This window comes from Microbacterium sp. NPDC055521 (assembly GCF_053619695.1).
Window position 1 is genome coordinate 77,522 of the sequence record NZ_JBSHJX010000001.1, and the last position, 24,016, is coordinate 101,537.

Sequence of the window (24,016 nt, forward strand, 5' to 3'; positions counted from 1 at the left end):
TAGCCGCCGGTCATCGCGCGAGCGCGTAGCCCGCCTCACCGTGCACCGCGAGGTCGACGCCGGCGACCTCGTCGTCCTGCGTGACGCGGAACCCGATGGTCTTCTCGATGACGAACCCGATCGTGTACGCGATGACGAACGAATAGAGCATCACTCCCCCGGCGGCGATCGCCTGCACGGCCAGCAGTCGCGCGTCGCCTCCCGTCAACAGACCCTGCCCCGTGGCGAAGAAGCCGAGGTACAGCGTGCCCAGCAGGCCGCCGACCAGGTGCAGGCCGACGACGTCCAGCGAGTCGTCGAAGCCGAGACGGAACTTCAGCTCGACGGCCAGCGCGCAGCACGCGCCCGACAGAGCCCCCAGCAGCAGCGCCCAGCCCGGTGTGAGATCCGCGCACGCCGGGGTGATCGCGACGAGACCGGCGACCAGGCCCGACACCGCGCCGACCGAGGTCGGCTTGCCGACCCGCAGCTTCTCCACCAGCACCCACCCGAGGATGCCGGCGGCCGCGGCCCCGAGCGTGTTGATCGCGATCAGGCCCACGCCGCCCATGTCGTCTGAGAGCCACTCCGCTCCCGCGTTGAAACCGAACCAGCCGAACCACAGCAGCGCGGCGCCGAGCAGCGTCAGAGGGACGTTGTGCGGCTTGTTCAGCTCGCGTCCGAATCCGATCCGCTTGCCCAGTACGAGGGCGAGCGCGAGCGCCGCCGCCCCCGCGTTGATGTGCACCGCTGTGCCGCCGGCGTAGTCGATCACGGCGACACCGCTGTCCGCTCCGAACAGGGCGGTGCCCAGGTGCATGATCCACCCGCCGCCCCACACCCAGGCCGCGATCGGGAAGTATCCGATCGTGCCGAAGACACCCACGAAGATCAGCCACGGTCCGAATCGGGCGCGATCGGCGATCGCCCCCGAGATGAGCGCGACGGTGATGATCGCGAACGTCGCGCCGTAGGCGACGCCGAGCAGGGCGACGTTGGCATCCGGTGCCGAGGCGGCCGCTGCCAGCCCGAGGTCCGCGAGCGGATCCCCGGCGAAGTGCGTCGGCGACGACACGCTGCTCATCGAGTACCCGTACAGCACCCAGAGCACCGCGATCAGACCGATCGCACCGAAGCTCATCATCATCATGCTGACGACGCTCTTCGCCCGCACGAGGCCGCCGTAGAAGAACGCCACCCCCGGCGTCATCAGCAGCACGAGCGCAGTCGCGGTGATCACCCACGAGACGTTGCCTGTGGCATCCATGTCGAAACCTCCTCCGTAGAACGAACGAGGTCAGTCTGCGCGGGCGATGTTTCCGGCGACGGCGCGCTGTGTTGCCGGGGTGTTACACCCCGGCAGTCGATGTGACGATCGTGTTACTCGACGTCGTCAGGTGAGGGAGTGGGTCAGCGCGTTCAGACGCGAGATCGCGCGCAGGTACTTCTTGCGGTAGCCGCCGGAGAGCATCTCGTCGGCGAAGACCTGATCCAGCGGCACTCCCGTGGCGACGATCGGCAGCTGCTCGTCGTACACCCGGTCGACGAACGCGACGAAGCGCAGCGCCTCGGACTGATCGGTCAGCGTGCGCACGTCGCGCAGCCCGACCAGCGAGAGCCCGTCGATCAGGCGGATGTAGCGAGACGGATGCACCTGGGCCAGGTGCCGGATGAGCGTCGCGAACTCGTCATCCGAGGCTGCGCCGGACGCCGAGGCGCTCTCGATGACGTGCGCGTAGCGCGCGTCATCCGACACGACCGCACTGCCGTCCAGTGCGCGCTGCCGGTAGTCGACGCCGTCGATGCGCAGCGTCTCGAAGCTCTCGGACATCGCGTGGATCTCGCGCAGGAAGTCCTGTGCGGCGAAGCGGCCCTCACCCAGCGCGTTTGGCGGGGTGTTCGAGGTGGCCGCCAGTTTCGTGCCCGACGACACCAGCTCGCCCAGCAGGCGCGTCATCACCATGGTGTCGCCGGGATCGTCGAGTTCGAACTCGTCGATGCACAGCAGATCCGCACCGCGCAACAGGTCGACGGTGTTCTTGTAGCCGAGCGCGCCGACGAGGGCGGTGTACTCGATGAACGAGCCGAAGTACTTCCGGCGGGCGGGCAGAGCGTGGTAGACGGATGCCAGCAGGTGGGTCTTCCCGACGCCGAACCCGCCATCGAGGTACACGCCGGGTTTCATCGGCGTCTGCTTCGGCGCGCGGCGGAACAGGCCCGCCTTCTTCAGCGGGGCGTCCGCCTTGCCGGCGAAGCGCTGCAGCAGCTGTTTGGTGGCCTCCTGCGACGGATAGCGCTCGTCCGAGCGGTAGCTGTCGAAGGTCGCGCCGTCGAACTGGGGAGGCGGGACGAGGCTTGCCAGCATCTCGGTTCCGGTCACGACTGGCGTGCGCTCGGTGAGGTGCACGACGCCCGTGCTGATCTGCTGGGTCATCACGTTCCTGAGGTCATAGTCTTACGATCCGGATGCGGGTGCGCTCCGGGGGATCTATCGTCGTAGGGGGACGGCTCAACTTTACGCCGTCGCATGCCCGCCCGAGCCCGACCCAGAGGAGCCACTGTGGCCGTCGATCACGACACGTCATCCCCCAAGTTCGCCGAGTACGCCGAGCCCGGCCGCCTCGTGTCGACCGAATGGCTCGCCGCCCGCCTGGGCGCCCCCGGCCTCGTGGTCGTGGAATCCGACGAGGACGTGCTGCTCTACGAGACCGGACACATCCCGGGCGCGGTGAAGATCGACTGGCACACAGAGCTCAACGACCCCGTCGTGCGCGACTACGTCGACGGCGAGGGCTTCGCCGAGCTGCTGAGCCGCAAGGGCATCGCCCGCGACGACACCGTGGTCATCTACGGCGACAAGAACAACTGGTGGGCCGCCTACGCGCTGTGGGTGTTCTCGCTGTTCGGACACGAGGACGTGCGCCTGCTCGACGGCGGTCGCGACCGCTGGATCGCCGAGGGTCGCGAGATCACCACCGACAAGACGGTGCGTGCCGCCACCGAGTACCCCGTCGTCGAGCGCGATGACTCGCAGGTGCGTGCGTACAAGGAGGACGTCCTCGCGTTCATCGGGACAGGTCCGTTGATCGATGTGCGCTCGCCCGAGGAGTACAACGGCGAGCGGACCACAGCACCGGCCTATCCCGAGGAGGGCAGCCTGCGCGCCGGGCACATCCCCACCGCGCAGAGCGTGCCGTGGGGCAGGGCGGTCGCCGAGGACGGCGGCTTCCGGCCGCGCGCCGAGCTCGAGGCGATCTACCGCGACGGGGCGGGCATCGACGACTCCGACGACGTCATCGCCTACTGCCGGATCGGTGAGCGCTCCAGCCACACCTGGTTCGTCCTGAAGCACCTGCTCGGCATCGAGAAGGTGCGCAACTACGACGGCTCGTGGACCGAGTGGGGCAGCGCCGTGCGCGTGCCCATCGTCAGCGGCAGCGAGCCGGGCACCCTCTGACGCCTCGGCCCGGGCGGGATGGGATGATGGCAGGGATGACTGACACGCACGTCCCCGCCGTCCTCGCCGAGTTCCGCGACGAGTTCCTCGAGCTGCCCGAGTCCGATCGCCTCGAGCTGCTGCTCGAGTTCGCGAACGGACTCCCTCCCGTCTCCGATGAGATCGCGGCTCATCCCGAGATGGCCGAGCGTGTCGCCGAGTGCCAGTCCCCCGTCTACATCTACGTCGAGGTCGCCGACGGCGTCGTCACCATGCACGCGACGGCGCCGCCGGAGGCCCCGACGACGCGCGGCTTCGCGAGCATCCTCGCGCAGGGTCTGACCGGCCTCACGCCCGACGAGGTGCTCGCGGTGCCCAACGACTATCCGCAGAGCATCGGCTTGACGCGGCTCGTCTCACCGCTGCGGATCGGGGGAATGACCGGGATGCTGATGCGCGCGAAGCGCCAGGTCGAAGCCAAGCGCTGACGGGCGACCCACCGCGCGGCACCGGAGGTCAGACGAGGTTCTGCGCCGTCATCCAGTCGGTGATCGCCGCCGACCAGCCGTCCTCGTCGTAGTTCCAGATCTTCGTGTGTCGTGCCACGCGGAACTCGGGCATCGTCACGAGATCGGGTCGAGCCTCGGCCAGGGCGTGCGAGGCGTCCGCCGGCACGAACCCGTCGTCGTCGCTGTGCAGGATGAGGATCGGGGCGGCGAGTTCGGAGGCCCGGGCGACCATGTCTAGTCGGTCGAACGGGATCGCCTCCTCGGCGCCGCTGAGCCGGGCCAGGAACGTGTTCCCCAGCGCTCCCATCGCGAGCCCGGGCAGCGGTTCGCGCAGCCCGGCCTCTCGCGCCTGGAAGCGCAGCACCGTGCGCCAGTCGACCACCGGCGACTCGAGGATGACGCCGGCGATGGCATCCCGATGCTCGGACGAGACGGCCGTCTGCAGCGCGATGGCCCCGCCCATCGACCAGCCCATCAGCACGACGCGCTGCGCGCCCTGGCGCAGCGCGTAGCCGATCGCCCCATCGACATCGCGCCATTCCGACGCGCCGAGCGCGTAGCTCCCGCCGCGGGTGCGCGGCGCCTCGCCGTCGTTGCGGTACGACGCGACCAGGGTCGGAAGGCCCAGCGCGTTCATGACGGGGACGGCGCGCAGGCACTCCGAGCGGAGCGTGCCGCGCCCGTGCACCTGGATCACCCACGTCGACGAGCCCGCCGGGAACAGCCACGCCGGGCAGGGACCGGCGGGCGATCCGATGAGCACGTTCTCCCAGGGCAGGTGCAGTTCGCTCGGTGAGACGTGGTACCAGCCGCTGAACGCGGCGTCGCGGTCGACGCGGGCGCCCGGCTCGATCTGCGTCAGCAGCTTGCGGCGCACGCTCGTGGCGTCGGCGCTGAGCACCGCCCCGAGCTTGACGTAGCCGTAGGTTCCGGTGGTGAACAGGCCGTACCGTCCCGGCAGCTCGGTGTCGGGCGTGCGCGAGAGCTCGATGGTCTGGGCACCGGTGTCGACGGCGAGGATCTCCGTGTCGTTGCGACGCATCGAGGGCATCACCACGCGGCGAGCGGTCGCCAGGACAGCGGCTGCCCCCGCCGCAGCGCCTGCGGCGATGACAGCGGGGAGGGCGAAGGCTACGGCGTGCCTGAGACTCTTCATCGCCTCCCGACTCTAGCCTGTCCACGTGAGCGCACACCCGGACGCCGCAGCGCTGTTCGATGCAGCGGCGGCAGAGCTTCGTGAGACGGCGTTCCGCACCGACATCGTCGTGCGGGAGATCCCGTCACCCGCCGGGCTCGCGCCCTTCACCCTGGCCCTCGCGGCCGACGTGCGACCCGACGATCACGGCGACTCGGTGTACGGCACCGGTCGCTTCGTGCTGCTGCACGATCCGGACGAACCGGATGCCTGGGACGGCGCCTGGCGCATCGTCGCGTTCGCGCAGGCTCCGCTCGAGCCCGAGATCGGCACCGACCCGCTGCTGGCGGACGTCGCCTGGTCGTGGCTGGTGGACGCGCTCGATTCACGCGAGGCCGCATACCACTCGGCATCCGGCACCTCGACGAAGATGCTCTCGAAGGGGTTCGGCGCGCTCGCCGCCGAGGGCGACGGGGCGCAGATCGAGCTTCGCGCGTCGTGGACTCCGGATGCCCCGCTGCGCCCGCATGTGGAAGCATGGGCGGAGCTGGTCGGGATGCTCGCAGGGCTCCCGCCCGGATCAGAGGACGTCGCCGTGTTCGGCGCGAGAAAGGGCGCACGTGGCTGAATTCTCCGTGATCGACGACCGGGCGGAGTTCGAGAAGGCGGTCGAGGCGCTCGCCCAGGGTTCGGGCCCGGTGGCCGTCGACGTGGAGCGGGCATCCGGATTCCGCTACTCCCAGCGCGCGTATCTGGTGCAGGTGTTCCGCCGCGACGCGGGCGTGTTCCTGTTCGATCCGCCCGCCATCGACGGCTTCCAGCCGCTTCAGGATGCCATCGGCGACACCGAATGGGTGTTCCACGCCGCGAGTCAGGACCTGCCGTCGCTGCGCGAGCTCGAGCTCGAGCCGGCGCGGATCTTCGACACCGAGCTCGCCTCGCGGCTGCTGGGCAGCGACGGCTTCGGGCTCGCCGCGGTCGTCGAGCACACCCTGGGCATCACCCTCGCGAAGGCGCATTCCGCCGCCGACTGGTCGACACGGCCACTGCCTGGCCCGTGGCTGGAGTATGCGGCGCTCGACGTCCTGCACCTCGTCGACGTGCGCGACGCACTCGTCGACGAGCTGGAGGGCGCCGGCAAGTCCGAGATCGCCGCGGAGGAGTTCGACGCGACGCTGCACCGCCTGCCGAAACCGCCCCGCGAGGAGCCGTGGCGGCGATTGAGCGGCCTGCACAAGGTGCGCGGCGCCCGTCAGCTGGCCGTGGCCCGGGAGCTGTGGACGGCACGCGAGCAGTACGCCGAGCAGATCGACGTCTCCCCGGGTCGTCTCGTGCCCGACCGTGCGCTGCTCGCAGCCCTGCTGGCCGCCCCGCGGTCGAAGCAGGAGCTCTCCGGCCTCAAGGAGTTCACCGGGCGTGCGAGCCGCACCCAGATCGATCGCTGGTGGGCGGCGATCGAGCGCGGTCGCACCACCGAGGATCTGCCTCGCGAGCGCGTGCCGAGCGACGCCCTTCCGCCGCCCCGATCCTGGACGGATCGCAATCCCGACGCCGATCTGCGACTGAAGGCGGCCCGCCCCGTGGTCGAGGCCCTCGCCGAAGAGCTGCACATGCCGACCGAGAACCTGCTCACCCCCGACCACCTGCGCCGGGTCGCCTGGCAGCCGCCCGCCGACCTCACCGCGGAGTCGGTCGCTGCCGCACTGCTCGAGCTCGGCGCCCGCCCCTGGCAGGTTGCGCATACCGCACAGAAGATCGTCGATGCGTTTGTAGAGGGGCCGCAAACGGCAGTCGAGGGGTTCCCGAACGCTTCGTAGGTTCGATCCAACCGATTCCGGGCGCTCGAACCCCGCTCCTAGGCTGGACGAGAACCCCAACCTATGGAGGCAGAGTGGCCGAGATCTCGGACGTCTACTTCGTCGATGGCGTGCGCACCCCCTTCGGGCGCGCCGGCGAAAAAGGCATGTACTGGAACACCCGCGCTGATGACCTCGCCGTCAAGGCGACCATCGGGCTGATGGAGCGCAACGCCGCGGTGCCGGCCGACCGCATCGACGACGTCGCGATCGCCGCGACGTCGCAGACCGGTGACCAGGGTCTCACCCTCGGCCGCTCGGTCGCCATCCTCGCCGGCCTTCCGCAGACCGTCCCCGGTCTCGCCGTCGAGCGCATGTGCGCCGGCGCGATGACCAGTGTCACCACGATGGCCGCGTCGATCGGCGTCGGCATGTACGACTTCGCCCTCGCCGGCGGTGTGGAGCACATGGGCCACCACCCGATCGGCGGCAACGCCGATCCGAACCCGCGCTTCGTCGCCGAGAAGATGGTCGACCCCGGCGCCCTCAACATGGGTGTCACCGCCGAGCGCATCTTCGACCGCTTCCCGCACCTCACCAAGGAGCGCTCCGACCGCTTCGGCATGCTCAGCCAGCACAAGGTGCAGGCTGCATACGACGCGGGCAAGATCCAGCCCGACCTCGTGTCGGTCGCGATCAAGGGCGCCGACGGCGCCTGGGGCCTGGCCACCGAGGACGAGGGCCGTCGCCCGCAGACCACGATGGAGGACCTCGCCGCGCTGAAGACGCCGTTCCGTCCGCATGGTCGCGTCACCGCAGGCACCTCCTCACCGCTCACCGACGGCGCGACGATGTCGCTGCTGGCCGGCGGCGGCGCGGTGAAGGAGTTGGGACTCACCCCGAAGATGAAGATGGTCTCGTTCGCCTTCGCCGGCGTCCAGCCCGAGATCATGGGCATCGGCCCGATCCCGTCGACCGAGAAGGCGCTGAAGAAGGCCGGTCTCGACATCTCCGACATCGGACTGTTCGAACTGAACGAGGCGTTCGCGATCCAGGTCATCTCGCTGCTCGATCACTTCGGCATCGCCGACGACGACCCGCGCGTCAACCAGTGGGGCGGTGCGATCGCGCTCGGACACCCGCTCGCGGCATCCGGAGTCCGACTGATGATCCAGCTCGCCGCGCAGTTCGCGGAGCGACCCGACGTGCGCTACGGCCTCACGGCCATGTGCGTCGGCCTCGGCCAGGGCGGGTCGGTCATCTGGGAGAACCCGTTCTACGACGGCAAGAAGAGGAAGTGACCGCGATGGCCCACACGATCAACGAGCAGTACGCCGACGTCGATTTCACGCCGCTCTCCGTCCTCGCCGAGGGCGAGGTCGTCACGCACTCCCCCGTTCGCGACATCCGTCTCGCCTCGGGCAAGGTGCTCGCCCTCATCACCCTCGACAACGGTCGCGACCACACCCGGCCGAACACGCTGGGTCCCGCCACGCTCATCGAGCTGGGCGAGACGCTCGAGACGCTGAAGGCGCGCGCGGTCGCCGGCGAGATCCAGGCGGTCGGCATCACCGGCAAGCAGTACATCCTCGCCGCCGGCGCCGACCTCTCCGACATCAGCCGGGTGGGATCCAAGGACAACGCACGCCTGATCGCGCAACTCGGGCACAAGGTGCTCGGCTCGCTGTCCGAGCTCGGCGTGCCGTCGTTCGCGTTCGTCAACGGGCTCGCGCTCGGCGGCGGCATGGAGATCGCGTTGAACTCCACCTACCGTACGGTCGATGCATCCGCCGCGGCGCTCGCGCTGCCCGAGGTCTTCCTCGGTCTCATCCCCGGCTGGGGCGGCGCCTACCTCGTGCCGAACCTCATCGGCATCGAGAAGGCCCTCGAGGTGGTCGTCTCCAACCCGCTCAAGCAGAACCGCATGCTCAAGCCGCAGCAGGCGTTCGAGCTGGGTCTGATGGATGCCATCTTCCCCGCCTCCACGTTCCTCGAGAGTTCGCTGGCCTGGGCCGACGCGGTGCTCGGCGGCATGAAGGTCGAGCGCAGGAACGAGCCGGGCAAGATCGAGCGCACGGTCAAGTGGCCGATCGCGATCAAGATGGCCCGTGGCATGCTCGAGTCGAAGATCGGCACGATGCCCCGCTCGCCCTACGTCGCCCTCGACCTGCTCGACAAGGCGAAGAGCGGCACCAAGGCCGAGGGCTTCGCCCGTGAGGACGAACCTCTGGCCGATCTCGTCGCCGGTGATCAGTTCGCCGCGTCGATGTACGCCTTCGACCTCGTGCAGAAGCGCGCCAAGCGCCCTGTCGGCGCTCCCGACAAGACCCTCGCGAAGAAGGTCACCAAGGTCGGCATCATCGGTGCGGGTCTGATGGCCAGCCAGTTCGCGCTGCTGTTCGTGCGCAGGCTGCAGGTGCCGGTGCTGATCACCGACCTCGACCAGGCACGCGTCGACAAGGGCGTGGCGTACATCCACGACGAGATCGGCAAGCTCGAGCAGAAGGGCCGCCTCGACGGCGACACCGCCAACAAGCTGCGCTCGCTCGTCACCGGCACGACCGACAAGAGCCAGTACGCTGACTGCGACTTCGTGATCGAGGCCGTGTTCGAGGAGGTCGGCGTCAAGCAGCAGGTGTTCGGCGAGATCGAGAAGATCATCGCCGACGACGCCATCCTCGCGACGAACACCTCATCGCTGTCGGTCGAGGAGATCGGCGCGACGCTCGCTCACCCCGAGCGTCTGGTCGGCTTCCACTTCTTCAACCCGGTCGCGGTCATGCCGCTGATCGAGATCGTGAAGACGCCGCACACAGCAGAGGCCGCACTGTCGACGGCGTTCGTCGTCGCGAAGGGCCTGGGCAAGAACGCCGTCCTGACCGCGGATGCTCCCGGCTTCGTCGTGAACCGCCTGCTCGCGAAGGTCATGGGCGAGGCGGCACGCGCGGTCTACGAGGGCACTCCCATCGCCGATGTCGAGCGTGCCTTCGGACCGCTCGGCCTGCCGATGGGACCGTTCCAGCTGATCGACCTGGTCGGCTGGAAGGTCGCGGCCCATGTGCAGGACACCATGGTGCGCCACTTCCCCGACCGCTTCTACGCCAACGAGAACTTCCACGCTCTCGCCGAGCTGGATGCCGTCGTCGAGAAGGACAAGGGCGGGCGGGTCACCGGCTGGACCAAGAACGCCGAGAAGGCGCTCAAGGGTCAGGTCGGCAGCTTCCCGGCATCCGCCGACACCATCCTGCAGCGCGTGCAGGACGGCCTGGCGCAGGAGATCCGCCTCATGCTGGACGAAGGCGTCGTTCCCGAGGTGGAGGACATCGACCTCTGCCTGATCCTCGGCGCCGGCTGGCCGTTCATCGACGGCGGCGCATCGCCGTACCTCGATCGCGAAGGGGCATCGGAGCGGGTCTTCGGAGCCACGTTCCACAACCCGCCGATCCGCGGGATCGCGCACCGCTGACGCTGGGTCAGACAGGGGTCGCACCTTCGGGTGCGACCCCTGTGTCGTCTCCTCGAGTGGTGCGGTCAGCCGGCCTGAACGGGCCGCCGATCCTCGTCGCCGAGACTCGGCCAGTGGGCGAACGCCCGCTCCGCGATCGCGGTGATCGTCAGCGACGGGTTCACGCCGGGATTCGCCGGCACGGCCGCCCCGTCGACGACGTGCAGGCCGGGATGCCCCCAGACGCGGTTCCACGGGTCCACCACGCCGCGGTCGGGCGAGTCGCTGATCACCGCACCGCCGAGGAAGTGCGCGGTCAGCGGGATGCCGAACACCTCCGGCCATGATCCGCGCGGTTCGGTTCGCACACCGGTCTCCTGCTGCATCCGCCCTGCGATGGCCGCGACGGCCCGATGCGCCTGCGGCAGGTGCGACGGGTTCGGCGCGCCGTGTCCTTGCCGGCTGGTCAGCACGTCGCGGCCGAACCGGCGGCGCAGCGCCAGGGTGAGCGAGTTGTCGGCGGTCTGCATGACCAGGGCGATGATGCCGCGCTCGCTCCACCGGTGCAGGCTGGCGAGGCGGAGCTGGCGGATCGGATGCCGGAAAAGTGCGCCGAGCAGCAGCCCGATCCTCTTGCCGAAGGAGCGGTCTCCGGGGACGAGGACCGTCGCGAGGGCACCCATCAGGTTCGAGCCGGGACCGTAGCGCACGTTCTCGACGTGCGTGCGCTCGTCGACGTGGAACGAGGTGGTGATGGCCACGCCACGGGCGTAGCCCGCGGCATCCGGCACCCTGGTCGCCACCGCGCCGTCCAGGGCCTCTGAATTGGTGCGGGTGAGCCGGCCGACGGCATCCGAGATGCGCGGCAGCGCCGACGACGCCCGCATGCGGTGCAGCAGCTGCTGCGTGCCCCACGTACCGGCCGCCAGCACCACCTGCTCGGCGCGGACGGTCTGCCGCCTACGGCGCAGCCACGCGCCCGAGCGCTCGGTGGTGACGAGAAAGCCGCCGCGCGGATCCTCGCGCACCTCGACGACGGTGCGCAGGGCTTCGATCCGCGCACCGCGCCGTTCGGCGAGGGCGAGGTAGTTCTTCGCGAGAGTGTTCTTCGCGCCGACCCGGCAGCCGATCATGCAGTTGCCGCACAGCGTGCATCCGGTGCGATCCGGCCCCTCCCCGTCGAAGAACGGATCCGGCACCCGCAGCCCCGGCGTGCCCAGGAAGACCCCCACCGGGGCGTGTCGGAACGTGCCGCCGACGCCGAGATCCTGAGCCGCACCGGCCATGATCCGCTCGACCGGGCCGGTGTGCGGGTACTTCTCGACGACACCCAGCATGCGCTTCGCCGTCGTGTAGTGCGGGGCGAGCTCGCTCTGCCAGTCGGTGCCCGCGGGCCAGTTCCGGTCGGTGAAGAACGTCTGCGGCGGCTCGTAGAGGGTGTTCGCGTAGTTCAGAGACCCGCCTCCGATGCCCGCGCCGGCGAGGATCATGACATGCGGGAGGCGATGGATGCGCTGCACGCCGAAGCATCCGAGCCGCGGCGCCCACAGGTAGCGACGCACATCCCACGATGTCTTCGCGAAGTCGTCGTCTTCGAACCGTCGACCGGATTCGAACACCCGCACCCGATATCCCTTCTCGGACAGGCGCAGGGCAGCGACGGATCCGCCGAAGCCCGATCCCACGATCACGACGTCCTCGTCGTACGACATGTGCTCAGTCCCTCGGAATCATCATGGTGACGGCGGCCGGTCGGACGCCGATGAGGCATTCCTCCGCGCCGACGCGCTCACCGTCGGCGTAGACGACCAGGTCAGGGGCCGAGACCCGCACCGAGGTGGCCTGCAGGTGCCGCACCTCGGGTCGCCCCAGATGGCTGCCGCGCAGCAGCAGCGGGAAGAGGCGGATCAGCCGGGTGCGGCTGAGCGGCGCGACGTGCACGACGTCGAGTCGTCCGTCATCCGCCTGGGCGTCGGCGCAGATCGGCATCCCGCCACCGTAGCTGCGAGTGTTGCCGACGGCCAGCAGAGTGCCGGGCTGCACCTGATCGTCGTCTCCGTCGACCGAGATCCGGAACACCGTCGGACGCAGCCGCACGAGCTCGACGATGAGCGCCAGGTAGTAGCGCAGTCGGCCGCTCGGACGACGCAGCGTGTTCGTGCGCTCACTCACCTTCGCATCGAACCCGAGTGCTGCCACGGTGAGGAACACCCGCTTCGCGCCCTGGGATTCGATCGTGCCGAGGTCGATGGTGCGGACCACCCCGTGCAGCGCGGCGAGGGCGGCCTTCCGCGGGTCGTCCGTGGGGATGCCGAGCGCCCGGGCGAGGTCGTTCCCGGTGCCCGCCGGCACGAGCGTGACCGGATGCCCGTTCTCGATGAGCACGTCGATGATCCCGGTCAGGGTGCCGTCGCCGCCGACGACGACGATCCCGTCGGGCGCTGCGCGCACCGCCCCGCGTGCGAGGGATCGGGTCTGCTCGGCCGATCGTCCCGTGAGGACGCTCACCTCGGCGCCGGCCGCTCGCAGTGCTCTCTCGGCATCGGCACCGACGCGTGCCCCGTGACCCTTGCCCGCCTGAGGGTTGACGATGACGACGAGGCGCACGCGCTCATTCACGGAGCGGTTCCTCGGGAAGCAGCGCATTCGGGTTCATGACGCCCTGCGGGTCGAGTTCACGTTTGACCGCGCGAAGGATGCGGATGCCCGTTTCGCCGATCTCCTGCGGCAGCCAGGCGGCGTGATCGCGACCGATCGCGTGGTGATGGGTGATGGTGCCGCCCGATGCCATGATCGCGTCGCCCACTCGCCGTTTCACGGCGTCCCAGGTGCCCAGCTGGTCACCTCTGACCCCGGCGAGCACGGTGAAGTACAGCGAGGCGCCCGTCGGGTAGAGGTGCGAGATGTGGCACATCACGAAGCTTCTCGCACCGGCATCGGTGAACCCGTCCTTGAGAGCCGAGGTCACCGCGGCACGCAGCCGGTGCAGATTCGCCCAGGTGGTGGCCGTCTCGAGCGTCTCGCAGAAGACGCCCGCATCGAGCAGCGCGTCGCGCAGGTAGGGCCCCTCGAAGCGGGTTCTCGCCCACTCCTCGGCGGCGCTCTGCCCCGTGCTCGTGCCGCCTGCGGCGGCGATCAGCTCGGCTGTGCGCGCCCGCCTGTGCTCGGCATCCTCGCCTTCGAACACGGTCACCGCGCTCGCCCCCTTCGCGAGCACCTTGCCGATGCGTCCCACCTGGGCCAGGCTCACACCGGTCTCGGCCTCATCGGAGAGGCGGATGACGGTGGGCGTGCCGCCGCGCTGCACGACCTCGCGCAGGGCGTTCGCGCCGGTGGTGAAGTCGGGGAACGTCCAAGACTCGACGATGCGATCTCTCGGTGTCGGATGCACGCGCACGCGCACCTCGGTGATCACCCCGAAGGCCCCCTCCGAGCCGAGCAGCAGTCGAGTGAGGTCCGGGCCGGCCGCCGACCCGGGGGCGCGGCCGAGATCGAGATCACCGGTCGGCGTCGCCATGCGCAGTCCGGTGACCATGGTGTCGAATCGGCCGTACCCTGCGGAGTTCTGGCCGGACGATCGCGCAGCCGCGAATCCCCCGATGCTCGCGTAGCGGAAGCTCTGCGGATAGTGCCCGAGCTCGAGGCCGTGCTCTGCGAGCAGACGCTCCGCCTCGGGGCCGCGCGTGCCGGCGAGAAGCACCGCTTCGCCGCTGACCGCGTCGAGGTGAACCAAACCGCTGAGCCGCGCGAGATCCAGTGCGATCACGGCGTGGTGGCGGCCGGTGTCCGGGTCGACGCCGCCGACCACGCTCGTCCCGCCGCCGAACGGCACGACCGCGATGCCCCGCTCGTGCGCGACCTGCAGCACCGCGGCGACGTCCAGGTGCGTCGCGGGACGCACGACCGCGTCAGGCACCTGCTGGCGAGAGGCGCGCCGGTGCAGCAGGTCGGGCGTGGATCTTCCGCCGGATCGCCGCACCCGGGACTCGGCGTCGGTGCGGACCTCGCTGTCGCCGACGACACCGGCCAGAGCCGCGAGGTCGGCGCCGGAGAGGCGGGGGGACGCCACCTCCACCGCGTCGAGCTGTGGCGCAGGCTCCGGCCGTGGCACCCGTCCCAGCAGCAGAGGCAGCAGCGCGCGCACCGCACGGGGCAGCCCGATGGCACCGTCGGGGTCGCCCCACCCGTTCCAGCGCATCTCGGGCGGCTCGACAGCGGTGTCGCTCGTGGACCTCATGCGTTACAGTGTGACAGATCATGGAAGATCGTCAACTGCTGATGGCCGCGGGGCACCCGGATGACTGGGACGCCATGCAGCATCGCATCCTCGACGCCGCTGAGCGACTGATCGCACAGCGCGGCGTGCGGGGGCTCGCGATCGCCGAACTCGCGCGCACCGCCGGGATCAGCCGTCCCACCGTCTATCGCAGCTGGGCCAGCGCCGACGGGGTGGTGCGCTCGACGCTGCTGCGGCGCATGCTTCGCCTTCTCGACGGCATCCCTGTCGCCGCAGACCGCCCCTCCCTTGTCGCAGCCGTGCAGGAGCTCACCCGCGCATTCCGATCCGACGCCCTGTACGCCGCACTGCTCGAGCGCGAGCCGGAGATCTTCACGCGGTACACCCTGCACCGGTTCGGAGCGAGCCAGCGCGCCATCCTCGGCTGGCTCTCGGCATCCGTCTCCGCCGCGCAGACGGCCGGATCCGTGCGACACGGCGATCCGGCGCACATCGCCGTGATGCTCCTGGTCATGACGCAGTCCGCGATCCTGTCGCACGGCACCGTCGCCGATCTCATCAGCGATGACGCCTGGGACGACGAGCTGCGCGCCGCCGTCGACGGGATGCTGCGGCCATGAGAGCACCGGCTGCGGCTCTGAACGCGTCTCGACGGCGAGTCGAACTCACCGCGGCTGCCGAGACCACGGCCGATGTGCTCGTGGTCGGCGGGGGCATCACCGGGGCGGGCGCCGCGCTCGACGCTGCCGCGCGAGGGCTGAGCGTCGTGCTGATCGAGGCGCAGGATCTCGCCTTCGGCACCAGCCGGTTCAGCTCGAAGCTCGTGCACGGCGGTCTGCGGTACCTCGCGACCGGCGACATCGCGACGGCCCGGGAGAGCGCGATGGAGCGCCACCTGCTGATGACCGCCATCGCACCGCACCTCATCCACCCGCTCCCCCAGCTGCTGCCGTTCGCCCCCGGCATCGACATCCGGCAGCGCGGCGCAGGCGCCGCGGGAATGGCGATCGGAGACGCGCTGCGCCGTCACGCGCACACACCGCGCACCGTGCTGCCGGCGCCGCACGCCGTGTCCGCCCGCGGGGCCCGCCGCCTCGTGCCGGCGCTGGCACCGGATCGGCTTCGCGGCGGCATGGTCGGGTACGACGGACAGCTCGACGACGATGCTCGCCTCGTCGTCACCGTGGCGCGCACCGCGGCCGCGCTCGGCGCGAAGATCCTCACCCGGGTGCGCGCCCACACGCTGCACGCGCACGCGGCCGACGCCGAGGACCTGCTCACAGGAGAGAGTCTGCACCTGCGTGCTCGCGCCGTGATCAACGCCACCGGTGTCTGGGCGGGCTCACTCGATGACGCGATCCGGGTGCGACCCAGCCGCGGCACGCACATCGTGCTCGACGCCGCCGATCTGGGGCATCCCACCGCCGCCCTCGCCATCCCGCACCCCGGCTCGGTCAGCCGCTACGTGTTCGCTCTGCCCCAGGCGGACGGACTCGTGTACGCGGGGCTGACCGACGAGGACGCCCCCGGTGCGGTACCCGATGTCGCCGAGCCGACCGACGCCGAGATCACCTTCCTGCTCGACACGCTGAACCGCGTGCTCGACGCGCCCCTGCCGCGGGAACGGGTGCTGGGGGCGTTCGCGGGTCTTCGTCCGCTGGTCGACAGCGGGGATGCCGCCACCGCCGACATCTCCCGTCGGCATCTCGTGAGCGAGTCGGGCGACGGCTTCGTGAGCGTGCTCGGCGGAAAGCTGACCACCTACCGACGTATGGCCGAGGATGCCGTCGACCTGGCGGTCCAAGTGGGCCGGCTCGATGCCGCCGCGTGCCGCACCGCGTCCCTGAGACTCGTGCCGCTGCCTGAGCGTCTCCCCCAGCGGCCCCTCGTCGACGGCGTGACGGCGACCGAGCAGGACGTCGTCGATGCCGTGCGGGAGGAGGGCGCTCTCAGCGCCGATGACGTGCTCGAGCGCCGGCTGCGCGTCGGACTCGTGCCGTCGCGGCGCGCGGCGCTGCTGTCCCAGGTCACCGAGATCGTGGAGCGGACGCTCGCAGAGCTCAGCGCTTCTGGATGAGTGAGACGTCGATGGCCTCGGTCTGCCCGGGAGCCTTCGCCACCGGGATGCGTGTCCCGCCCACCTGCGCGACGATGTCGGCCGCGATCTTGTCGATCGTCAGCCCGGCATCCTCGAGGATCTGCTCGCGGGACGCGTGGTCGAGGAACTCGTCCGGCAGTCCCAGCTCGTCCACCCCGGTGTCGATGCCGGCTTCCCGGAGCACCTGGCGCACGCGCGTGCCGATGCCCCCGACCCGGATGCCATCCTCCAGGGTGATCACGAGACGGTGCCGAGCGGCCAGCGACACGACCGCGGGCTGCACGGGCACCGCCCAGCGCGGGTCGATCACGGTGACGCCGATCCCGCGGTCGCGCAGCCGCTCGGAGATCTTCACGGCGATCTCGGCGAACGAGCCGATCGCGACGATCAGCACGTCCTCCTCGTCGCCGCGGGCGAGCACGTCGGTGCCGTCGGCGAGGCGCTCGATGGCAGTGATCGGGTCGGGCACGTCGCCCTTGGGATAGCGGATCACCGTGGGCGCGTCATCGACGGCGACGGCTTCCGCGAGGCACTCGCTCAGGCGCACTGCGTCGCGCGGGGCGGCGACCCGGATGCCCGGCACCATCTGCAGCATCGCCAGATCCCACACACCGTTGTGGCTCGGCCCGTCCGGGCCGGTCACGCCGGCACGGTCGAGCACGAACGTGACTCCGGCGCGGTGCAGCGCGACATCCATCAGCACCTGGTCGAAGGCGCGGTTCATGAACGTGGCGTAGATCGCCACCACGGGATGCAGACCGCCGAACGCGAGCCCCGCGGCGGACGCCACGGCATGCTGCTCGGCGATGCCGACGTCGTACACCCGATCGGGGAAGCGCTCGGCGAAGGCGGCGAGGCCGGTCGGACGCAGCATCGCGGCGGTCATCGCGATGACCTTGTCGTCGCGACCGCCGATCTCCACGAGCGCGTCCGAGAACACAGAGGTCCACGACGTGCCGGACGATGACGACAGCGCACCGCCGGTCTTCGGATCGATGCGTCCGACGGCGTGGAACTGGTCGGCCACGTCGTCGAGGGCGGGCTGGTATCCGCGGCCCTTCTCGGTGATCGCGTGCACGATGACCGGGGCGCCGTACTCCTTGGCGAAGCGCAGCGTCTCGATGAGTGCGTCGACGTCGTGGCCGTCCACGGGACCCAGGTACTTGATGTCGAGGTTGGAATACAGCGCCACGTTGTTCGTGAATCGCGAGAGGAAGCCGTGCGTTCCACCGCGCACGCCGCGGAACACCGCGCGCCCGAGCGGACCGAAGGCGCGGAACAGCCGGTCGGACTTGCGGTGCATCTCGCGGTACACGCCCGCGGTGCGCACGCGGTTCAGATAGCGGGACATTCCGCCGATCGTCGGCGCGTAGGAGCGGCCGTTGTCGTTCACGACGATGACGAGGTTGCGTTCGTTGTCGTCGCTGATGTTGTTCAGCGCCTCCCAGGTCATCCCGCCGGTGAGCGCGCCGTCGCCGACGACAGCCACGACATGCCGATCAGCCCGTCCCGTCGCGGTGAGGGCCCGCGAGATGCCGTCCGCCCAGCTCAGCGAGCTCGATGCGTGCGAGGACTCGACGACGTCGTGCACGCTCTCCGAACGCTGCGGGTATCCGGCGAGCCCGCCGCGGGAGCGGAGGCTCGAGAAGTCCTGACGTCCGGTGAGCAGCTTGTGCACGTACGACTGGTGACCGGTGTCGAAGATGATCGGGTCATCGGGCGAGGAGAACACCCGGTGCAGGGCGATGGTGAGCTCGACGACGCCGAGGTTCGGCCCGAGGTGACCGCCGGTGCGAGCGACGTTCTCGACGAGGAATGCCCGGATCTCGGCCGCCAGCTCGACCATTTCCCCGCTGGAGAGTCGATCGAGATCTCGGGGGCCGGTGATGCTCGGCAGGATCGGCATGGACACCCTTCCGCGACGTTGATCGCCCGCCGGGGACGGCGCGCGCATCCGGATATTCTATCTCGGGTAGAGCCACCGGCCCCGGATGCCGACGCATCCGAGCCCGTCGGGGATACGACAGGGGCCCGGATGCCGAAGCATCCGGGCCCCTGTCGGCTCGCGTCAGAGCAGCGAACGCAGCACGTACTGCAGGATGCCGCCATTGCGGTAGTAGTCGGCCTCACCGGGTGTGTCGATGCGGACGACCGCGTCGAAGGTGATGGGCTCGCGGCCCTCTGCCGAGAACTCGCTCGGCGTGGCCGTCACCTTGACCGTCTTCGGCGTGGTGCCCTCATTGAGGGCGGTCAGGCCCTCGATCGAGATGACCTCGGTGCCGTCGAGCCCGAGGGACTCCCAGGTCTCGCCCGCCGGGAACTGCAGCGGGACGACGCCCATGCCGATGAGGTTGGAGCGGTGGATGCGCTCGAAGCTCTCGGTGATGACCGCCTTGACGCCCAGCAGGTTGGTGCCCTTGGCCGCCCAGTCGCGCGACGATCCCGAGCCGTACTCCTTACCGCCGAAGATCACCAGCGGGGTGCCCTGATCCTGGTAGTTCTGCGACGCGTCGTAGATGTACGCCTGCGGACCGCCCTCCTGCGTGAAGTCGCGGGTGAAGCCACCCTCGATCTGCTGACCGTCGTTGACGGCCTTGACGAGCGCGTTCTTCAGGCGGATGTTCGCGAACGTGCCGCGGATCATCACCTCGTGGTTGCCTCGGCGCGATCCGTAGGAGTTGAAGTCGCGCTGCTCGACACCGTGCTCGGTGAGGTACTGCGCGGCCGGGGTGCCCGCCTTGATGTTTCCTGCCGGCGAGATGTGGTCGGTGGTGACCGAGTCGCCCAGCGTCGCCAGCACGCGAGCGCCGGTGATGTCGGTGACCGGTGCCGGGGTCAGCTCCATGCCGTCGAAGTAGGGCGCCTTGCGCACGTAGGTCGACGCGTCGTCCCACTCGAAGATCGGACCGGTCGGCGTCGGCAGGTTCTTCCAGCGCTCGTCACCGTCGAACACGGTGGCGTACTGCTTGATGAACTGGTCGCGCGAGATCGACGAGTCGATGATCTCCTGCACCTCTTCGGGGGCCGGCCAGATGTCCTTCAGGAAGACGTCGTTGCCGGCCTCGTCCTTGCCGAGCGGATCGGTCTCGAAGTCGAAGTGCATCGAACCGGCGATCGCGTACGCGACGACCAGCGGCGGGCTTGCGAGGTAGTTCATCTTCACGTCGGGGCTGATGCGACCCTCGAAGTTGCGGTTGCCCGAGAGCACCGCGGTCACCGCGAGGTCGTGCTCGTTGATCGCCTCGGACACCTCTTCGATCAGCGGTCCGGAGTTGCCGATGCAGATCGTGCAGCCGTAGCCGACGGTGTAGAAGCCGAGGCCCTCGAGGTCCTTGTCGAGGCCGGACTTCTCGTAGTAGTCGGTGACGACCTTCGAGCCGGGGCCGAGGGTGGTCTTGACCCACGGCTTCTGCGTGAGTCCCTTCTCACGCGCCTTGCGGGCGAGAAGACCGGCGGCGATCATCACCGACGGGTTCGACGTGTTGGTGCACGAGGTGATCGCGGCGAGCGTCACGGCACCGTTGTCGAGGATGTACTTCTGCCCGTCGGGCGTGGTGACGGGCACCGGGCGCGAGACGTTCGCCGGCGCGCCGCTGTTGATGTGCACCGGGCGCGTGGTCGGCGACTCCTCACCGGGCACCTGACCGGGGTCGGATGCCGGGAACGAGTGCTTCGACTCGAGGTCGACGATGTCGTCGCTGGTGGTCGCTTCCGCGTAGTTGACGATGTCCTGCTCGAACTGCTGTTTCGCCTCGGACAGCAGGATCCTGTCCTGCGGACGCTTGGGTCCGGCGATCGAGGGGACGACCGTCGACAGGTCGAGCTCCATGTACTCCGAGTACGAGGGCTCCTTGTCGACGTCGTGCCACAGGCCCTGAGCCTTGGCATACTGCTCCACCAGGTCGACGGCGTGGTCGTCGCGGCCGGTGAGACGCAGGTAGTCGAGGGTCACGTCGTCGATGGGGAACATCGCAGCGGTCGACCCGAACTCGGGAGACATGTTGCCGATCGTGGCCCGGTTCGCGAGCGGGACGGATGCGACGCCGGCGCCGTAGAACTCGACGAACTTGCCGACCACGCCGTGCTGGCGGAGCATGTCGGTGATCGTCAGCACCACATCGGTGGCGGTGACCCCGGCCGGGATCTCACCGGTCAGCTTGAAGCCGACGACCCGCGGGATGAGCATCGACACGGGCTGACCGAGCATCGCGGCCTCGGCCTCGATGCCGCCGACGCCCCAGCCGAGCACGCCCAGGCCGTTGACCATCGTGGTGTGCGAGTCGGTGCCGACACAGGTGTCGGGGTACGCGCGCAGCACGCCGTCGACGGTGCGGTCGTAGATGACCTTGGCCAGGTGCTCGATGTTCACCTGGTGCACGATGCCCGTCCCCGGGGGCACGACCTTGAAGTCGTCGAACGCCGTCTGGCCCCAGCGCAGGAACTGGTACCGCTCGCCGTTGCGCTGGTACTCGATCTCGACGTTGCGCTCGATCGCGTCCGGACGCCCGAACAGGTCGGCGATCACGGAGTGGTCGATCACCATCTCCGCGGGAGAGAGCGGGTTGATGCGGTTCGGGTCGCCGCCGAGCGCGGTGACTGCCTCGCGCATGGTGGCGAGGTCGACGATGCAGGGGACACCCGTGAAGTCCTGCATGACCACGCGCGCGGGCGTGAACTGGATCTCGGTGTCGGGCTCCGCGGCGGGGTCCCACGATCCGAGCGCCTCGATCTGCGCCTTCGTGACGTTGGCGCCGTCCTCCGTGCGCAACTGGTTCTCGAGGAGCACCTTCAGAGCGAAGGGGAGCTTCTCGTTCCCCGGCACCGTATCGATGCGGAAGATCTCGTAGTCGGTGCTGCCGACTGTCAGGGTGCTCTTGGCACCGAAGCTGTTCACCGTGGACACGAATCCGTCTCCTTCTGATCGGATGGGAGCGACAGGCGCTTCCATCTTGCTCGCCGAATGATCGCCACGGCTAGCAAGGTTGTCCTTACCAGTCTGCGTCGGACGACCGCGCGACGGAATGAGCAATTTATCTTGACGTCAAGATAAATCTACCAGAACGGACGACGGTCGGCTGCTACTCGGCGCGTCGATAGAGCGCGCGGACGACGAGCCACGTCACGGCGACCATGGGCGCGAAGAGAGGCAGGCCCATGACCAGCTTGAGCGTGCCCAGCAGGGTCACCTGATCCGTGAGGTAGAGCGGCAGCTGGACCGACAGTCGCAGCAGGAACAGCACGCCCCAGGCCAGCCCCAGCCAGAAGAACGCGCGGCGCTTGCGGCGGTCACCGCGCCACGCGGTGCCCTCGCCCATCAGGAAGCCCACCGCGAGTCCGATGACCGACCAGCCGACCAGGGCGGCGACGACCATCACCGTGCCGTAGACCGCGTTCGTGATCAGACCTGGCACGAAGTTGTCGGCCCCGCGTCCCGTCCACAGCGCCAGACCTGCCGCTGCGCCCGCGGCCACCAGGCCTCCGAACGCCGCGGCGGGTGGCGACTTCTGCACGAGGCGGAGGGTCGTGAACACGGCGGCGAGCCCGACCGACACGCCGAGGGAGAGCGTCAGGGGTTCCGGGCGCAGAGTGAACAGGATCACGAACGCGAGGCTGGGCAGCACCGACTCGACGATCCCGCGCCAGCCGCCCATCGCACTCCACACGATCCGGTGGGCGCTCTCATCGGTCTCCGTGCTGAGTCCAGCCCGGCGCGCGGCGCCGCCGAGAGCGGCACCGATCACGTCCGCCGTCGTCGGGTCGGCGGAGCCGACCGGCTCGGATGACGGATGCCCGGGGGCGGGCGTGTCGTCCCGGTCGTCGGCCGGTGTCACGCCGATCCCGGCGTGGAGGGCATCTTCAGCGGGATCAGGTCGCGCGGCGGCATCGGCGTGGCGCCCCGCACGACGACGATCGAGCGGAACAGGTCCTCGACCTGCTCGGCCGCGGCGGGGTCGGACGCAGCGTCGCCGCCGATGACTCCGCGCAGGAACCAACGCGGGCCGTCGACGCCGACGAATCTCGCCAGTCGCATGCCGGACCCCTCCGCCGCCGTGGCAGGCACCTCGGCGAGCAGCTCCTTGCCCAGCGTGCCCTCGCGCTCCTCGACCCGCCCGCCCTGCGTGCGGATCTGGTCGCGCAGCTGCACGCGTGTCTCATCCCACAGCCCGCGCGAGCGCGGCGCGGCGAAGGGCTGCACCTGCAGCGACGAGCCGGCGTAGTCGAGGCCGACGGCCACGATCCTCTTGCTCTGCTCCTCGACCTCGAGACGCAGGTTGAGGCCCTCACGGGGCAGCACCTTGATGCCGCCGAGGTCGATGTACGGGCGCACGGGGTTCGCCTCGCTGTCGTCGAACGGGCCAGCGGTCGCCCGGTCGGCCGGTGCGGACTTCAGCGTGGGTTCGATCTCTTCAGTCATTCGCTCTTTCCCTGGGTGTAGCCGGTCGACCCGAATCCGCCGTCACCGCGGACACTGTCGGGCAGGTCGTCGACGGGTTCGAAACGAGCCTGCACGACGGGCATCACGATGAGCTGCGCGATGCGATCGCCGACCGCCACATCGTACGCTTCCCTGCTGTCGGTGTTCAGCAGGCTGACCCTGATCTCGCCCCGGTAGCCGGCGTCGACGGTGCCGGGCGAGTTGACCACGGTGATGCCGTGCTTGGCGGCGAGGCCGCTGCGCGGCACGACGAAGGCGGCGTACCCCTCGGGCAGCGCGATGCGCACGCCCGTGCCGATCAGCGCCCGCTCACCGGGCTCGAGCCGGACCGCCTCGGTCGACACCAGATCGGCCCCGGCATCCCCGGGGTGCGCGTAGAACGGGACGTTCGCCGAGATAATGGGGACGGCAACGGAATGAGTCACCCCATGAGGCTAATGCAGAACCTTCACCCCGATACGCGCGAGACCTACCGCGAGCGACTGGCCCCCGGCCTGGCGCTGCTGATCACCATCGCCTTCGCCGGCCCGATGGTGTCGCTCGTGCTGACACCGCTCGACGCGAGCCTCGCACTGATGGTCGGAGCGGCCGTCTCGCTCGTGCTCGTGGTCGTGAGCATCGCCCTCTCCCCCACCATCCGCGTGGTCGACGGTGTGCTGCATGCGGGGCGCGCGCACATCGACGCCGCCTGGCTGGGTGAGCCCGGCGAGTTCTCAGGCGAGGAGGCCAGAGCCCGGCGCACGCATCAGATCGCGAGAGACGGCTGGAACCTGCTGCGCGGCGGCATCGACGGCGTCGTCGTCGTGCCGGTCACCGATCCGGACGACCCGGTGAACAGCTGGACGATCTCCTCGCGCACCCCCGACCGTCTCGCGGCGGCGATTCGGACGGCGCGCGCACAGCGCGACTGAGGCGCCGGGATGCAGAACGCGCCCCGAGCCATCA

20 protein-coding genes are annotated in these 24,016 nt (G+C 69.7%); 9 read left to right on the forward strand and 11 right to left on the reverse strand.

From position 1 onward, the window contains the following. Positions 1 to 10: 10 nt before the first annotated feature. Together ACWGSM_RS00380 and zapE are read right to left on the reverse strand one after the other, a co-directional pair. The gene (locus tag ACWGSM_RS00380; protein ID WP_452321023.1) at positions 11 to 1,246 is read right to left on the reverse strand and encodes an ammonium transporter; all 1,236 of its coding nucleotides are present in this window, start codon (positions 1,244 to 1,246) and stop codon (positions 11 to 13) included. A 126-nt stretch (positions 1,247 to 1,372) separates the two neighbouring features. Continuing rightward, the gene (gene zapE, locus ACWGSM_RS00385; protein ID WP_452321024.1) at positions 1,373 to 2,413 is read right to left on the reverse strand and encodes a cell division protein ZapE; all 1,041 of its coding nucleotides are present in this window, start codon (positions 2,411 to 2,413) and stop codon (positions 1,373 to 1,375) included. 126 nt (positions 2,414 to 2,539) lie between these two features. Between zapE and ACWGSM_RS00390 the strand changes: the two genes are divergently transcribed. Both ACWGSM_RS00390 and ACWGSM_RS00395 read left to right on the forward strand, forming a co-directional pair. Then, positions 2,540 to 3,436 carry a sulfurtransferase gene (locus ACWGSM_RS00390; RefSeq protein ID WP_452321025.1) on the forward strand — a complete coding sequence of 299 codons (897 nt, stop codon included), beginning with the start codon at positions 2,540 to 2,542 and terminating at the stop codon, positions 3,434 to 3,436. Positions 3,437 to 3,471: 35 nt separating this feature from the next. Next, positions 3,472 to 3,903, forward strand: coding sequence for a SufE family protein (locus tag ACWGSM_RS00395; protein ID WP_452321026.1), 432 nt, complete (start codon positions 3,472 to 3,474; stop codon positions 3,901 to 3,903). Positions 3,904 to 3,931: 28 nt separating this feature from the next. Here the strand turns inward: ACWGSM_RS00395 and ACWGSM_RS00400 are convergent, their stop codons facing one another. Then, entirely contained in the window at positions 3,932 to 5,080 is a 1,149-nt protein-coding gene (locus ACWGSM_RS00400; protein WP_452321027.1) for an alpha/beta hydrolase family protein, read from the reverse strand. Positions 5,081 to 5,105: 25 nt separating this feature from the next. On the opposite strand from ACWGSM_RS00400, the gene ACWGSM_RS00405 reads away from it, so the two are divergent. From ACWGSM_RS00405 to ACWGSM_RS00420, 4 genes are all read left to right on the forward strand, one after another. After that, entirely contained in the window at positions 5,106 to 5,687 is a 582-nt protein-coding gene (locus ACWGSM_RS00405; protein ID WP_452321028.1) for a DUF3000 domain-containing protein, read from the forward strand. Continuing rightward, a complete protein-coding gene (locus ACWGSM_RS00410) occupies positions 5,680 to 6,876 on the forward strand; it encodes a ribonuclease D (RefSeq protein WP_452321029.1) in 1,197 nt (398 codons plus the stop codon). Before ACWGSM_RS00405 ends, ACWGSM_RS00410 begins: the two co-directional genes overlap by 8 nt. A 74-nt stretch (positions 6,877 to 6,950) precedes the next feature. Next, complete coding sequence (locus ACWGSM_RS00415; RefSeq protein ID WP_452321030.1) at positions 6,951 to 8,156, forward strand: thiolase family protein; 1,206 nt, start codon at positions 6,951 to 6,953, stop codon at positions 8,154 to 8,156. A gap of 5 nt (positions 8,157 to 8,161) precedes the next feature. After that, entirely contained in the window at positions 8,162 to 10,321 is a 2,160-nt protein-coding gene (locus ACWGSM_RS00420; RefSeq protein ID WP_452321265.1) for a 3-hydroxyacyl-CoA dehydrogenase NAD-binding domain-containing protein, read from the forward strand. A 65-nt stretch (positions 10,322 to 10,386) separates the two neighbouring features. Here the strand turns inward: ACWGSM_RS00420 and ACWGSM_RS00425 are convergent, their stop codons facing one another. From ACWGSM_RS00425 to ACWGSM_RS00435, 3 genes are read right to left on the reverse strand one after another with little or no spacing between them, the layout of a single operon-like run. Beyond that, the gene (locus ACWGSM_RS00425) at positions 10,387 to 12,012 is read right to left on the reverse strand and encodes a GMC oxidoreductase (RefSeq protein ID WP_452321031.1); all 1,626 of its coding nucleotides are present in this window, start codon (positions 12,010 to 12,012) and stop codon (positions 10,387 to 10,389) included. A gap of 4 nt (positions 12,013 to 12,016) precedes the next feature. Further along, a complete protein-coding gene (locus ACWGSM_RS00430) occupies positions 12,017 to 12,919 on the reverse strand; it encodes a diacylglycerol/lipid kinase family protein (RefSeq protein ID WP_452321032.1) in 903 nt (300 codons plus the stop codon). Beyond that, positions 12,912 to 14,537: an FAD-binding oxidoreductase gene (locus ACWGSM_RS00435; protein WP_452321033.1), complete on the reverse strand. Its 1,626-nt coding sequence runs from the start codon at positions 14,535 to 14,537 to the stop codon at positions 12,912 to 12,914. Before ACWGSM_RS00435 ends, ACWGSM_RS00430 begins: the two co-directional genes overlap by 8 nt. Positions 14,538 to 14,557: 20 nt before the next feature. On the opposite strand from ACWGSM_RS00435, the gene ACWGSM_RS00440 reads away from it, so the two are divergent. Beyond that, positions 14,558 to 15,157 (forward strand): TetR/AcrR family transcriptional regulator, encoded by a 600-nt coding sequence (locus tag ACWGSM_RS00440; protein WP_452321034.1) that lies wholly within the window; start codon positions 14,558 to 14,560, stop codon positions 15,155 to 15,157. Continuing rightward, on the forward strand, positions 15,154 to 16,614 hold the full coding sequence (locus ACWGSM_RS00445; protein ID WP_452321035.1) for a glycerol-3-phosphate dehydrogenase/oxidase: 1,461 nt from the start codon (positions 15,154 to 15,156) through the stop codon (positions 16,612 to 16,614). Before ACWGSM_RS00440 ends, ACWGSM_RS00445 begins: the two co-directional genes overlap by 4 nt. Here the strand turns inward: ACWGSM_RS00445 and dxs are convergent. The 5 genes from dxs to dut all read right to left on the reverse strand — a co-directional run bounded on the left by dxs (position 16,598) and on the right by dut (position 23,496). Beyond that, the gene (gene dxs, locus ACWGSM_RS00450; protein ID WP_452321036.1) at positions 16,598 to 18,541 is read right to left on the reverse strand and encodes a 1-deoxy-D-xylulose-5-phosphate synthase; all 1,944 of its coding nucleotides are present in this window, start codon (positions 18,539 to 18,541) and stop codon (positions 16,598 to 16,600) included. The genes ACWGSM_RS00445 and dxs overlap by 17 nt on opposite strands. A 162-nt stretch (positions 18,542 to 18,703) precedes the next feature. After that, complete coding sequence (locus tag ACWGSM_RS00455) at positions 18,704 to 21,583, reverse strand: aconitate hydratase (protein ID WP_452321037.1); 2,880 nt, start codon at positions 21,581 to 21,583, stop codon at positions 18,704 to 18,706. 130 nt (positions 21,584 to 21,713) lie between these two features. Next, positions 21,714 to 22,466, reverse strand: coding sequence for a DUF3159 domain-containing protein (locus tag ACWGSM_RS00460; RefSeq protein WP_452321038.1), 753 nt, complete (start codon positions 22,464 to 22,466; stop codon positions 21,714 to 21,716). Then, the gene (locus ACWGSM_RS00465; protein ID WP_071640401.1) at positions 22,463 to 23,050 is read right to left on the reverse strand and encodes a DUF3710 domain-containing protein; all 588 of its coding nucleotides are present in this window, start codon (positions 23,048 to 23,050) and stop codon (positions 22,463 to 22,465) included. The genes ACWGSM_RS00460 and ACWGSM_RS00465 overlap by 4 nt, the downstream gene beginning before the upstream one ends. Then, positions 23,047 to 23,496: a dUTP diphosphatase gene (gene dut, locus ACWGSM_RS00470; RefSeq protein WP_452321039.1), complete on the reverse strand. Its 450-nt coding sequence runs from the start codon at positions 23,494 to 23,496 to the stop codon at positions 23,047 to 23,049. Before dut ends, ACWGSM_RS00465 begins: the two co-directional genes overlap by 4 nt. A 3-nt stretch (positions 23,497 to 23,499) precedes the next feature. Between dut and ACWGSM_RS00475 the strand changes: the two genes are divergently transcribed. Next, positions 23,500 to 23,982, forward strand: coding sequence for a DUF3093 family protein (locus ACWGSM_RS00475; protein ID WP_452321040.1), 483 nt, complete (start codon positions 23,500 to 23,502; stop codon positions 23,980 to 23,982). Positions 23,983 to 24,016: the final 34 nt, after the last annotated feature.